The 14,084-nt window shown below is 37.6% G+C and carries 14 protein-coding genes; 3 read left to right on the top strand and 11 right to left on the bottom strand.

What is annotated here, in order from left to right:
- Positions 1 to 6: 6 nt before the first annotated feature.
- Complete coding sequence (locus tag ACE1MS_RS07560; RefSeq protein ID WP_012293791.1) at positions 7 to 561, top strand: phosphatase PAP2 family protein; 555 nt, start codon at positions 7 to 9, stop codon at positions 559 to 561.
- An 88-nt stretch (positions 562 to 649) separates the two neighbouring features.
- Here ACE1MS_RS07560 and ACE1MS_RS07555 read toward each other — a convergent pair whose 3' ends face one another.
- The 11 genes from ACE1MS_RS07555 to ACE1MS_RS07505 all read right to left on the bottom strand — a co-directional run bounded on the left by ACE1MS_RS07555 (position 650) and on the right by ACE1MS_RS07505 (position 12,655).
- A complete protein-coding gene (locus ACE1MS_RS07555) occupies positions 650 to 1,378 on the bottom strand; it encodes a 5-oxoprolinase subunit PxpA (protein WP_447402806.1) in 729 nt (242 codons plus the stop codon).
- Positions 1,379 to 1,383: 5 nt separating this feature from the next.
- The gene (locus ACE1MS_RS07550) at positions 1,384 to 2,247 is read right to left on the bottom strand and encodes a 5-oxoprolinase subunit C family protein (protein WP_012293789.1); all 864 of its coding nucleotides are present in this window, start codon (positions 2,245 to 2,247) and stop codon (positions 1,384 to 1,386) included.
- A gap of 3 nt (positions 2,248 to 2,250) precedes the next feature.
- A complete protein-coding gene (pxpB, locus tag ACE1MS_RS07545) occupies positions 2,251 to 2,946 on the bottom strand; it encodes a 5-oxoprolinase subunit PxpB (protein WP_036161247.1) in 696 nt (231 codons plus the stop codon).
- The gene (gene pcp, locus ACE1MS_RS07540; protein ID WP_012293787.1) at positions 2,930 to 3,544 is read right to left on the bottom strand and encodes a pyroglutamyl-peptidase I; all 615 of its coding nucleotides are present in this window, start codon (positions 3,542 to 3,544) and stop codon (positions 2,930 to 2,932) included. The genes pxpB and pcp overlap by 17 nt, the downstream gene beginning before the upstream one ends.
- Positions 3,545 to 3,551: 7 nt before the next feature.
- On the bottom strand, positions 3,552 to 6,380 hold the full coding sequence (locus ACE1MS_RS07535) for a M14 family metallopeptidase (RefSeq protein ID WP_447402805.1): 2,829 nt from the start codon (positions 6,378 to 6,380) through the stop codon (positions 3,552 to 3,554).
- 8 nt (positions 6,381 to 6,388) lie between these two features.
- Positions 6,389 to 7,291 (bottom strand): ABC transporter permease, encoded by a 903-nt coding sequence (locus ACE1MS_RS07530; RefSeq protein ID WP_080720003.1) that lies wholly within the window; start codon positions 7,289 to 7,291, stop codon positions 6,389 to 6,391.
- Positions 7,291 to 8,223, bottom strand: a complete 933-nt coding sequence (gene nikB, locus ACE1MS_RS07525) for a nickel ABC transporter permease (protein ID WP_031419433.1) — start codon at positions 8,221 to 8,223, stop codon at positions 7,291 to 7,293. Before nikB ends, ACE1MS_RS07530 begins: the two co-directional genes overlap by 1 nt.
- Before the next feature lie 66 nt (positions 8,224 to 8,289).
- Positions 8,290 to 9,870, bottom strand: coding sequence for an ABC transporter substrate-binding protein (locus tag ACE1MS_RS07520; protein WP_447402804.1), 1,581 nt, complete (start codon positions 9,868 to 9,870; stop codon positions 8,290 to 8,292).
- A gap of 31 nt (positions 9,871 to 9,901) precedes the next feature.
- Positions 9,902 to 10,693, bottom strand: coding sequence for an IclR family transcriptional regulator (locus ACE1MS_RS07515; protein WP_447402803.1), 792 nt, complete (start codon positions 10,691 to 10,693; stop codon positions 9,902 to 9,904).
- Positions 10,690 to 11,667, bottom strand: a complete 978-nt coding sequence (locus ACE1MS_RS07510; RefSeq protein ID WP_036167742.1) for an ABC transporter ATP-binding protein — start codon at positions 11,665 to 11,667, stop codon at positions 10,690 to 10,692. The genes ACE1MS_RS07515 and ACE1MS_RS07510 overlap by 4 nt, the downstream gene beginning before the upstream one ends.
- The gene (locus ACE1MS_RS07505) at positions 11,642 to 12,655 is read right to left on the bottom strand and encodes an ABC transporter ATP-binding protein (protein ID WP_031419429.1); all 1,014 of its coding nucleotides are present in this window, start codon (positions 12,653 to 12,655) and stop codon (positions 11,642 to 11,644) included. Before ACE1MS_RS07505 ends, ACE1MS_RS07510 begins: the two co-directional genes overlap by 26 nt.
- Positions 12,656 to 13,170: 515 nt before the next feature.
- Between ACE1MS_RS07505 and ACE1MS_RS07500 the strand changes: the two genes are divergently transcribed.
- Positions 13,171 to 13,632: a chemotaxis protein CheX gene (locus tag ACE1MS_RS07500; RefSeq protein WP_031419428.1), complete on the top strand. Its 462-nt coding sequence runs from the start codon at positions 13,171 to 13,173 to the stop codon at positions 13,630 to 13,632.
- Between the two features lie 323 nt (positions 13,633 to 13,955).
- The gene (locus ACE1MS_RS07495; protein WP_009370491.1) at positions 13,956 to 14,078 is read left to right on the top strand and encodes a hypothetical protein; all 123 of its coding nucleotides are present in this window, start codon (positions 13,956 to 13,958) and stop codon (positions 14,076 to 14,078) included.
- Positions 14,079 to 14,084: the final 6 nt, after the last annotated feature.

Genomic DNA, 14,084 nt, shown 5'->3' with positions numbered 1-14,084 from the left:
GAAAACATGACAATAGACTATCAACTTTTTAAACTACTCAACCAATTTGCTGGACAATACTCTACTTTAGATCAAGTTGTCCTCTTGTTTTCAAAATATGGCCCTATCCTATTTGGATTAATATTGATATGGCTATGGTTTTCAAACGCTCAAAATCAGCATGAAAATAGAAAAATAGTCATATATGCCGTAACGATCGCTTTTCTTACACTTGGTATCGATAAAATGATAGAAATGATATATTTTCGACCACGGCCATTCGTCAATCATAGCGTCATATTATTACTTGAAAAATCAAATTTAGACCCATCTTTTCCAAGTAATCATGCGGCAGGGGCATTTGCTTTAGCATTTGCTTTGCTTTGGAAGCGAAAAAAAATCGGAGCTGTACTCCTAGTAATGGCCTGCCTCATGGCACTTTCGAGAATTTTTATCGGTGTACACTACCCTCTAGATGTGTTAGCAGGTGCTTGTATCGGATTAGGGGTAACCTACATAGTGATGTGGCTAATTCATCTTGTTGAAAACTCTAGGCATCACAGGAAAATGTATGTAAAATAATAAAGCTCTTCCAATCAAAAAAGTTCACCATTTATGCGAACTTTTTTGATGTTTCAATTGGGTATGCATGAAATCATCTACTTTATTGTTAATGTAGTTGCTGTCTAAGCGCAGCAATCTTTTTAGCAAAGTCCAAGGCATGTGGACCATCTCCATGAATACATAAGGTGTGTGCTACTATTTTTATTTTTTGAGACTGTACAGACAATACTTCTTTTACCGTTAAAATACCTTTTACATGCTTAAGCATTTCTTCTTCAGTTTGAATTAAAGCATTCGGTTCCTGTCTGCTCACTAATGTGCCATCAGAATGATAACGGCGATCTGAAAAAACCTCCTCATATACTTGAAGACCCTTATCCCTTGCGATTTCCGCCATTTGGCTTCCTGCTAAACAATATAAAATAAGCTGAGGATGGAGATCATACACCGCCTGAACAATGGCTGAAGCCTTTTCCTGATCATTCGCGCTTTGATTATAGAGTGCTCCGTGTGGCTTGACATGATGTAGGGTCCCCTTTTCGACACTGACAAATGCTTGCAGTGCCCCTACCTGATAGACCATCATATCGTAAATTTCTGCTGGACTAAACACCATATTTTTTCGTCCGAATCCTTCACGATCAGGATACCCAGGGTGTGCACCAATATGAACATGTTTACGAATCGCATTACGTACCGTTTGGTGCATAATGGAATGATCGCCCGCATGGTAGCCACACGCAATATTGATTGATGTCACATAATCTAGTATCTCTTCGTCTCTTCCCGTCAAAAAAGCTTCATAGCTTTCTCCTAGATCACAATTAATATCCATTCGTATCACATTTCCTCCAGTGTAAAATGTATTGTGTTAAACATACGCATTTGGGCTACTTTATGTAAATCATCTTCATGTACAGTTGCCATAATAGGATAGCCTCCTACTGTTTGAGCATCGGCCATTAAGATAATTGGATTCCCATTCTGAGGTACTTGAATGGAGCCAAACTGGGTTGCTTCAGATAGAATCTCCTTCATTTCTTTTAGCTGTAACACAGAGCCTTTTAAATAATAGCCCATTCGATTTCCACCGCTAAACTGGAAAGGATTTTGCATAAATTGTTGCTGACTCTCTTCCGTAAATAAATGAAAATGAGGGCCCTTGAAAATTCTAACAGTAATAGCACTGTCAAAAGTCGGACGATACGGAGCATAAAGACCTCTATTAGCTTGTAACGGAGAGGCTGTCTGTCCATATAAAATACTTCCTTTTGTCATCTCCGTACCTAGATTCCCCTGTGAGAGGTATGAGCTACTGCCCAGCTCCAATTTTGAAGTAAACCCTCCAAGCGGTGTTAAGTAAATGATAGAGCCTTGACTCACGCTCTTAATCGTCAACCTATCTCCCTTTGTTAGGTGGAATGTTTTCCACATTTCAATGGCTGCATGATTAACCATGCATACACCATGCCCCCCTGTTAAAACATAGACCCCATCAGCCAATGCCTCAAATTCAAAGCCACCCATGAACATTTCGAAAGACGTTTGATTAGGATGATTTTGTAAAATCAGTTGGGCTGCTTGAAACGATACTTGATCCATTGGTCCAGATAACGGAATACCAAATGCCCGATAGCCAAACCTGCCTTTATCTTGTAAGCTACCATAAACCCCTAGTTTTGTTATGAGCAGAAGTGGCTTCAATCGCTACACTCCTTTGCTTTTCATTTCCCAATATTGTTGCTTAGTTATTTCATAAAACTGAACTTCATCACCCAGTTCAAATAGAAAGGGCTCTTTACCATTGACATTAAATAGTTTTAATGGCGTCTTTCCAATAATATTCCAGCCACCAGGTGAATCGACAGGATAGATTCCTGTTTGTCCGCCTCCAACCCCAACAGAACTCGCAGACACAGATGCCCTCGGCTTCTCTAAACGTGGCATAAATAACTTAGAATCAAGTTCCCCAAGATAAGGAAAGCCTGGCAAAAAGCCAATTAAATAAACATAATAGCTTTTTGACATATGTAGCATTTTAATGTCCTCAAATGATAGACCCGTATAGTCCATCACTCGTTGCCTATCTAAGGCGAATTCTTCATCATAGCAAACCGGGATTTTTAATCGTCTATTTGTTCTGTCATCAACGGCTGCTGATGCTTGAATAGCAAGCCATTGCATTCTTAAAAGATCGACATCTATTCGTTGTTTCACATAGGCTGTAACTGTATGATAGCTTGCAACACTTTCGACAAGATGGTGTCGTAGCTGTTTTTTCAGAAATCGAGTAAATGTTTGTACTGCATAAAAGTTTGTGTCGGATATTTCTTCCTTAAAGGAAAAGCGAATAGTATGTTTGCTAATCCACATTGAATGAGGAAATTCAATGATTACCTGCACGTACTGTCTCCTCAATGCAAAGCTTTACAGCAGCAATTAAATCACGAATATGCCAACCTGGAATTTTGCCATGTTGAATGGCTAATTCAAAAGAAGCAGGTATATGAATAAAACCAGCACGTACCCCTTCATGTTGCTGTGCATATACAAGCCCTTCATACATTATGTTATTACACAAATAAGTACCTGCTGTGTTAGAGATTTCAGCCGGATAGCCCTCTTCTTGCAAGCGATTAATCATATGGCGAATGGGTAAATTCGTCAGATAAGCATCTGCCCCCTCCTCTTGAATGCTCTCATCAACGGGTGAGTAGCCGTTATTATCAGGCTCCCCATCTTTAATATTAATAGCAATTCGCTCAGGTGTTATTTTAAAACGCCCTCCTGCCAGTCCTAAGGAAATAATGATTTGCGGTTCTATTTCTTCTATATGTCGCTTTAGCTGCTCGGCAGATTGTTGAAAGTCGACAGATAAAATTCTTCCAATAATATGATAGTTTTCTATCTTTTCACCATCTAAATTTTCTACAATTTGCATAGTTGGATTGAGCTTGTAATCAAGAAATGGCTCAAATCCCGTTAATAAAATTTTTGTCATGTGTTCGTCACCTAATTTCTATCGGACGTTTTTTTATGTAACGTCCAGATTGTTTATATTTATTTACTGGAGTAGCTATTGCAGCTTCTAAAATTGCCCGATTAAATAATTTATGTGCTGCCATACACGAAATTAATTCTTCACCATAAACAATTTCATCTGCAACTTCGGAAATTATATCTAAAGCGATCCACTGTGGATAACGTAAAATACTAACTGATGAATACGATGGAGTTACTTCCATACTTCGATAAAAGTTAATATTCCCCATCTCCTCAATGGGGTATTTATCTGGATCCCACTTTGTTCCATATTTATAATATCGATCGCGCCAATAGTCATTTTCTTGAGCAAACGTCGATCCTTCAAACAGCCTATTAACTCTTTCGGCTACTAGCTCCAAGTTTCGGGCTTGAATTTCTTTCGTAGCATCATCATCTGCATATCGACCAATCCCATAAATCTTGGCACTCGGAAGCGTATAAGAAACTGGGAAAATCGGTGGGCAGGCGTAACCTGCGAACGGTTGAACCCATTCACGAGCAGGTATTCCATGGTCATCTACAACAATATCTGGGGCCCATTTCTTTAAGATAAGTGGTAATACATTTGCCTCACCGAACGCACTTTTCAAGAATTTCACATGCGCAAATTCTAATCCCACCGCATTAAATCGTGCCGCATGATGCTTCCACTTCGGATGTTCCTTTGTCAAATATTCCATTATTTCATAACCATCAGGGTTGGCTAAAGGGATTATAATAACATTCATTTTTTGTAATATTTCTGGATGATGACCAATAATATCCTCTATTAGCTCCAATATAGCAGGCGTGCTAGACACTTCATTTGGATGATGACCAGCTTCAAAAACAATCGTATGTTTTTCATCTGTTTTTTTTAGCCCTGAATAATATTCACTCGTAATCGGTTCAGTCACTTCAATAAAGGGAATGACATGACCCTTATAAGATATATCTCCATAATTTAATTTGACCTCTGAATATTGTTTAAAACGCTCTAACAATGGAAAAATATTTTTCATGTTGTGCTTTAAATAGATTTTTGCCTCAGTTACCTTCAGTCCATTACCTATAGACATCTCTACAGTGTCAAACTGCCCTTCTTGATTAAACAAGATTCGCTTTGTAATGGGATCAGTCATTCGTTTGTCATTCCACTGGTAAACCTTGATGACACCTTTGATAGGCTTATACAGATCTTGTTCTATATGAATATAAGGAATAACGCCACCCGGAGCTTTGTATGGCTGATTTACTAACTGACGGCCAAGCTCATGAAAATAGTCTAATGTATTAAAATATAAATCCTCGTATAGCGCCTCAAACGATGAATTCGCTTCTTGCTGAACACCGATTTCTTCTTCAATTCCAGAAGAAGTAAAATCAATTTCTATTCGATCAAACAATGGAAATAGCTGACCTTGATTAACATTATGGGTATCTATTTTTAACAATTTCACCATTTGTGGCAAAAATTCTTTCACATAAAATTTATAGAACCGTTCACGATCTGAAAATATGATATTCTCTTGCACTCTCTCCGTCTTGTTCAATAATCGATATCCAGCGGTAGTCGGATAAGCTTTTTTCTGACCGTCCACATAATCCACTTCACTCATAAGGGGATTGAGCTCAGCAATTAGTTGATCATTAACAAATACTCTATACACATGTTGTTGCGTGCTTGAAAGCTCAAATTGCACATGCTCTTTAGGTAAGCCATATTGCATTTCGATCATCTCATCTACTGGGTATAGCTCCATAATCCAGCGATTATGTTGCTCTAAACCGTCTTCACTTACCCCATCCTTACAAACTATTTTGATATTTTCAAAGCCCCCCTCGACAGATGGGAGTACTTCCTCTAATATCCAGTATAACCCTGTTTTAAAGGCAGAGCGAACTTTAATGGTTGTTAAATTAGAAAATTTTTCATATACATCTAACCTGAATTGGTCACGATTTTTTTTATCGGCTGTCATATAAATTTCAGCCTCTAACGCTGTATCTGGTTCTTCTTCCAGTGCTTTTATGATGTAAGAAGCTTCCGATTCATCAGTCCACTTTTCTTCCATTAAAATAGCCGCTTCATTCACTTGTTTTTCGTTTAACTCCCAAACTCCAAGCAGTCCACCCTCTGACACATGCTTTGCTGTTACAATCGAATGGACAACGGCTGGTAGGCTTTCTTTCGTACCACAAATTTGAATGGTGTTTTTGGCGGTCAACTCCATATAACTTTCGAGTTCTTGCTTGAAGGAAATAGATACATGTCGCTCTTCTGTTGTTATAGCTGGTAATGAAATAGATGTCGCATATAAACCTAAACGCAATGCAAAATAGCAAGCCTCTTTTAACAGAGCACTTGTCTTCAATTCTTCTTGTATATCCATTTTCACACTTACATGTTGTTGGGGATGGGCCTCATCCTTTTCACCCGTGCCATAGGCTGTCCAAAGATGACTTAAATTCTCATAATACGTGAATGAGCTGACTGTTTGGGTTTCGACTATGCCATCACTGGCTATAGTACTTAACAATGTAGAAAGTGCTGATTCACTCTCATAATAAATAATCCATGTTGACTTATTTTCTGAAATAAATGTGCTAGTATGTGGTAAAAACTTCATTGTATAGGACTGATTGGCTGGCTGAAATAAATCAAAGTCTATTTCATTTGATTCAAAGCCTAAGCGTAAACAAAAATCAATTAATCCTAATGGAATTAAATCTTTAGGTAAATCGATAAATAAAGAAGGTTTTTTTTTCGTTTCGTTCTTTTGAAATAAACTAGAAAAAATTATAGAGTTCATCATATCACCTAAACTTTCATATTTGGATCTAAGCGATCTCGCAACCAATCTCCTAATAAATTAAAGCCTAAAACCGTTAACATAATGGCAACGCCTGGGAAAACAGATATCCACCAAGCAGAGGTCATATAATTTCGACTATCCGCTAACATTCCTCCCCACGAAGGTACTGTAGGCTCCACGCCTAGCCCTAAAAATGTTAAAGAGGCCTCCAATAAAATAAACTCTGCAATACACATCGTTGCTAACACTAGAATAGAGGAAGCAACATTAGGAAGTATATGCTTCATGATTATTTTGAAATGTGTCCCACCAATTGCCTTTGCTGCTTGGATATACTCTTGTTCCTTTAAAGCTAAAATCTCTCCTCGAATTAATCGCGCAAAACTAACCCAATATGTAAGTCCAAGGATAATAATAATTTTTTCAATACCTGTTCCAAAAACACTCATAATTACGATGGCTAGTAAAATAAACGGTAACCCCATTTGAACTTCGGCTAGCCGCATAATTAAATCATCCATCCATTTCCCAAAGTAACCTGAAATAATGCCTAGAAATGTACCAAGCACTAATGAAATGATGACGCCACAAATCCCGACTAATAGAGATATACGTGCTCCGTAAATAATTCTACTTAGCAAATCACGCCCAACCTGATCTCCTCCGAGAACGTATTGAGATTTACCTGTATCATCTAGCCATTTGGGTAGGTCAAGTCGATGTCCTAAGCTAGCCGCCCCCGGATCATAGGGAGCAATATAAGGCGCGAATATAGCACACAGTATCGTAGTGACAACCAATAATAAGCCTATTATGCCCGTTGGATTATTCTTCATGAATTTCAGAACGGTTACGATTTTATTGGCTTTTTTTATTTCGATTGCTTCTGTTTCCATTATTTGAGTCATTATTGCTCACCTCTTCCAGTTCTAATTTTTGGGTTAATCAAGGAGTAGCATAAATCAACAATTAGATTTACTAAAATCATCATAAGTGCTAAAAGGATGATTCCTCCCTGGACTACTGGATAGTCTCGTTGATTAATAGAATCAACAATTAACCTTCCAATTCCAGGCCAAGAAAAGACTTGCTCGACAATAACTGCACCTCCTAATAGCCCTCCAAACTGTAAACCAACAAATGTTACAGTTGGCAATAAGGCATTGCGGAAAGCATGTCGAATGATAACTAGCCATTCTCTTATGCCTTTCGCCCGTGCAGTTGTGACATATTGCATTTTAAGTACTTCCAGCATAGACGTACGAATTAATCGAACTAAAATACCAGATAGGATGAGCCCTAAGGCAACGGATGGCAAAATTAATGAGCTAAACCCATCAAATCCGGATACTGGCAGCCACTTTAGTTGAACAGCAAAAATTAAAATTAGCATAAACGCCAACCAAAAATTAGGGAAAGAAATGCCTAACAAAGAAAAAATACGACTAAACACATCAATGGATTTTCCTTTATAAATAGCTGATAGAATACCTAGCGGAACAGCTATAAACAATGCCACTGCCATTCCACCTAAAGCAAGTGCAATTGTCGGCCACGCTCGTTCGAGTAACATCTCTAAAACTGGGCTATTGGAACGATAGGAAGTACCAAAATCAAGTGTTACTAAATCCTTCATAAATATGAAGTATTGCTCCCAAACAGGCTTATCCAAACCGAGTTTGGCTGTCAGTTCTTCTATTGCCTGCTGTGAAGGTTCACCAGCCCCAAACATGATACTTACGGGGTCACCTGTTAAACGAATGGAGAAAAATATAATTAATGAAACCGCAATAATCACGAGCACGGTATGCGACAAACGTCGTAGAATATAGGAAAGCATAATTCCATCCTCCTAATGTGAAATGAAAGAGATAGTATGCTAGCATACTATCTCATAATTTTTTACTTACTCGACAGTGACACCTGCAAAATTAAAGCGGCCATCATGTGGTGGTTGGAAACCTTTTATTCGTTTATTCACTGCGTATATTTCAACTTCCGAATATAAGTTGACTTCAGTTGCATCTTCATATAATACTTCTGTAAGCTCTTTAAAAACCTTTTGTCTTTCGTCATTATCAATAGTGGCACGCTCTGCTGCTAATAATTGTTCCACTTTTTCATTTTTATAGGATGGGTTCCAGAATTCTCCCTCGTGATACATTAAATAAGCTGTATTATCAAAGTCCAGCGTCCATCCGCCCCAGCCATTTTTATACATATGTCCCGCTTTTCCTTGAGGGATTAACTCTGATTGGAATGTCGTATTTTCCACACTATTAATAGATACTTTTAAGCCAACTTCCTCTAAGTAAAACGCTACTGCTTGAGCAATCTCTTTAAATGTTCCGTCAGTACCTGGAATATAGAAATCTAATGTAGTACCTTCTGGAACATTCGCTTCAGCCAGTAATTCTTTTGCCTTTTCAGGATCATATGGATATGGCTCTAAATCGTTATTATAGCCAAATGATAAATCACTTTGGAATGAGCTTATAAGATTCCCATAGCCACCTAAAATTTCTTTGACAATCGTTTCTTTATCGATAGCATAGTTAATAGCTTGACGAACACGTACATCATCAACTGGCTTTTGCGCCGTGTCAAAACGAATTGAATAAGCTGTAGGTGTAGATACTTCCATTAATTCAATAAAGTCAGTTCCTTCTGCTGTTGCAGCTTGGGAAACTTCCAAACGTGTCATAATATCAATATTGCCAGTTTGTAACTCTGCAAGTGCTGTTGCTGTTTCTGGGATTACTTTAAATGTAACTTTATCTAGTTTAATAGCATCTTTATTCCAATAATCTGCATAACGTTCAATCACAACTTGTTTATCTCGTTGATAATCTGTCATTTTAAACGGACCTGTACCAACAGGTTTCATATCAAAATTCTCTGCACCCTGTTCTTGAATATATTTAGGTGGCACGATTACAGCACCATACCCTGATAGTTTTGTGAGTAATACCGGATCAATAGAATTTAAGTGCATAGTTACTTCATATTCACCCGTTACTTCCACATGATCAATAGAAGTGTAATTGGAATATTGAGGACCTTTTTGACCTTCATCTCCTAGCAAACGATCAAAAGTAAATTTCACCGCTTCCGCATTAAATGGTTCACCATTATGGAAGGTAACGCCTTGGCGTAATTGAAAGACAATTGTTTTGTCATCTTTATATTCCCAAGATTCCGCTAATCCAGGTTGAATTTCTAAATCTAAAGAACGACTAACTAATCCTTCAAAGACCGATGTTGCTACCGTACTCCAAGACAGTAAAAACGTATCAATGGGATCCCAGTTTTGAGGATCTCCTGCCACACGGATAACTAATTCATTTCCTCTTGTGAGTGCTGCGTTTTCACCAGAAGATTTGCTACTATTTTTACTGTCTTCTTTTGTTGAAGTACCGCCACTACATGCTGACAAAATAATCATCATGCACACTAGTAATAGTGCTAGCCATTTTTGTTTCTTCATTATTGTTCATCCCCTTTTATATTTGTGCTATTTATATGCCATAAGGATATGGCATCGAATAACCTAGTTCAGCCGAAATTAACGCAGCAGTTTCCCACAGTCCCTCTAAAAACGTATTTATTTTTTCCTGTGGTAGTAGTGATTCTATACCAGCAATACTAATGGAGTACTCTACTTTTCGATCACTATTAAAAATCGGCACCGCTATTGATACAGTTCCTTCTTCCAATTCTGATACGCTGTAGGCATAGCCATTTTTCTTACCAAATTCAATTAATTCATCAATCTCTTTATCCGTATGAGGGGTTCCACTCGCATATTTTTTTCGAGGCTTCTGGAGGACCTCGTTAATTTTCTCTTCACATTGAAAAGATAAAAGAATACGTGAGCAGGCACCTGCGTATAGTGGTGCTCTTCTTCCAACTCTTGTATATAATAGAACCGGTTTTAGACTTTCTATTTTTTCTATATAAAGGCCATCCGTTTCATCCAATACTACTAATTGAACAGCCAAATCAAATTTCTGTTGTAACATTTTCATATACGGAATGGCTAACGAACGAATCTCTATGGAATTAGCAGCTATTGCCCCTAATTCAATTAGTTTATTCCCTAGTAAATAATGATCACTTAAAACCACCTGTCCTCCACTTTGTACATATGGTCGTTTTAATACGCCTAAATCCGTAAATGTTTTTAGAAATCTATGTAAGGTCGGTTTAGGAATATCAGTTTCTATAGCTAGTTCATCTAACCGCCAAGAAGGTTTTTCTTCTGTAAATAGCGTTAAAATATTAATTCCTTTTTCCAATGTTTTACTCATGTTAATCGCTCCATTTGTTCTTCATAAAGTAAACAAGAAACTTCATGTTGATCACTAATTTTTTTTAATTTCGGAGGTGTCACTTTACAAATCTCCATACAGCTTGGACACCGTGTATGGAAGGTACATCCTGAAGGGGGATTTGCTGGATTTGGCACATCTCCGCTAAGGACAACTCGTTCTTTAACCTTTGAAGGATGAGACTTAGGTAATGCAGATAGCAATGCTTTCGTGTAAGGGTGTTTCGGATTGTTAAACAACTCATGTTTGTCAGCCAATTCCACTAGCTTCCCTAAGTACATCACCCCTATACGATCACAGAAATGATGCACGACACTTAAATCATGGGATATAAAAATATAGGTAAGGTTCATGTCCCTTTTTAAATCTTTCATAATATTAAGCACTTGAGACTGAATGGATACATCGAGTGCAGATACAGGTTCATCTGCCACAATCAATTTCGGATTGGATACTAATGCTCTTGCAATTCCAATGCGCTGTCTTTGGCCGCCTGAAAATTCATGTGGAAAACGATCGAGCTGCTTTTCTGTAAGCCCCACCTGTTTAGCGACCTCATAAACACGTTGTTTCCGTTCTTCCTTAGTACCGATTCCAAAATTCACTAAAGGTTCTTCAATGATTTTAAAAACCTTCATACGCGGATTAAGGGACGAAAAAGGGTCCTGAAAAATGATTTGCATATCACGACGTTTTTGACGGACCTCTTTGGCGCTAAGTGTGGCTATATTTTCTCCGTTCAGCAAAATTTCGCCCTCAGTAGGTGTTAGCAGTTGAATAAGTGTTTTACCCATTGTGGATTTTCCACAACCAGATTCCCCTACAATTCCTAAAACTTCACCCTCGTTTACAAAAAATGAAACATCATCTACTGCTTTTAAATTTCCCGAACGTGATCCTTTCACTGGAAAATATTTTTTTAAGTGTTTAACTTCTAACAATGGACTGCTCATTGACATTTCCTCCTCCCACATCATCCTTTTCATATAACCAGCATCTAACCGTGCTACCAATGGACGTAGTAAATAGTTCTGGTTTACTTTTACATTTTTCAGTTGCAAATTCACATCGATCGAAAAATCTACAGCCTGCTGGCATATCGGATGGTGATGGTACCACCCCCTCAATAGACGGAAGATATTCTTGTTCTGTCTCCATATCCGGCAATGAGTTTAGTAACCCTTTCGTATAGGGATGGAGTGGATGATCAAATAATTCCAACACATTCGCTTCTTCAACTATTTCACCCGCATACATCACAATCACTTTCTCGCAGATTTCAGCCACAACGCCAAGATCATGAGTAATTAAAATAATGGACATGTCCAGTTTTTCTTGTATATCTTTCATTAACTCTAGAATTTGTGCCTGAATAGTTACATCTAATGCCGTAGTAGGCTCGTCTGCGATTAATATTTCTGGTCCACAAGCCAATGCCATGGCAATCATCACCCGTTGTCTCATCCCGCCAGATAATTGGTGTGGATATTCATTAACCACTTTATCGGGTCGAGGAATACCAACAAGGCGAAGCATATCAACCGCTCGCTCATGCGCCTCTTTTTTTGAAATATTTTCATGGCTATGAATCATTTCAATGATTTGGGAGCCTACCTTATACACTGGATTAAGGGAGCTCATTGGCTCCTGAAATATCATTGAAACTTTTTTCCCACGAATCTTGCGCCATTCCTTCTTTAATTTTTTATGAATTTGTTTTTGATCTATGTAAATCTCGCCGCTTTGCCATTCAACCCCAGATGGCAACAGCCCCATAAGAGATAATGACGTCATACTCTTTCCACAACCAGATTCCCCTACAATCCCCAATGTTTTTCCTTTTTCAAGTTGAAATGACACCCCATTCACAATGGAAATATCCTTTTTATTGTGCTGAATACCTATTTTCAAATCCTTTACTTCTAAAATATTCAATCCCATTTTCCCCCTCCGTTCCATATTATGAAACGCGATTCCATTTTTTAAAATCTTATCAGAGATTAATAGGATATTTCAATAGTTTTCAGAAAAAAATAAAAATTCTATTTACTGTAATTATTCTGAAAAAACAATTAATTTTTATTTGTAATTCCCCAAGAAATCTTCCTATCTTTCGAGAAATACAAAAAAAGCATGGCTCCGAGTGCTCGGACCATACTTATCTTTTTTTTCGTATAGTTTCTTATTTCAAATGTGCAGTCGCCTGTTTCATGACGTATTTTCCTACTCCAATATAGATCGCTACAGCTGTTCCAATCAATACGAATGTCATTGCTGACCGCTCCTTTTCATATAAATTAAGTGTTTTTCTATTGTTTTTCAGACCCATACATTGAATTTGAAAATCATTCTCACTAATATATTATAAATTTCCTGTTAATTCGTCAAGACATACTTTCATCTTACCCTTTTTACATGGTAAGATGTAGAAAAGTCGGAAAAAGGATGCGGTAATGATGAGTAATTCGAAGTACTTTCAAACTATTTTAAACGGGACTATTCACGCTTTAAAATCAATTCTTCCTATGGATATTGAAGTAAAGTCGCCTAGTATTATTTCTGAACCCTTTCAACAACAGCAAATGGGTGTATTGATTGGCTTAATAGGAGATTTAAAGGGTCGCGTTATCATTGACTCCACTCCCGAAGTATTCAGCGGAATCGGTAGTACCATGTTCGGTATGCCGCTTGAAGGAGAAATGCTAGAATCCTTTACAGGGGAATTTGGTAACATGATTGCAGGAAATTTATGTACGGCTGTTGGGCAAGAAAGCTTAGAAATTGATATCACTCCGCCAACTGTGATGGTGGGCAATACAAAATTATATGGCTTTGAAAAGGCCTTCGCTCTCCCTGTTTCCATCCCGAGCGTCGGAGCTCTAACAGTTCTATTAACCATTGAAGAAGAAGCAGAATAGAAAGCTAGGTTTAAAGTCTATGTCCAATAAGACATTATATGCAAGAGTAAATACCATATATGTTTTAATTTTGCCTTGCTCCTAGAAAAATTGGTAGGACTTCTTTAAAATCTATTTTTTTATTAAAAAAAAGCTAAATATAATAATGAAACAAGCTATCTCGATGACTTTTGAGATGGCTTGTTTTTTTCTCCCTTGAATTCTTCACACTTTCTTCACATATTTTCTATAGAAGTGTGATTTTTTTCACATCAAATTGCATCGGATTTATATATGATGTCTGTAAGAAACACCAACTATAAAAAGCGTAGGAGGAGCAAAAAATGGCAAACAAAAAGAAGTCAGATGAGAATTTAAAAGGTTCACTCTATGCAGTTTTTGGAGTAGGTATCATCATTATTTTACTTTGGGTGTACTGCTTTGATTTGTTCATTGGAAGGTTTTAATCTACG

The organism is Lysinibacillus sp. fkY74-1 (assembly GCF_053165895.1).
This window is presented reverse-complemented; position numbering and strand designations above follow the sequence as displayed.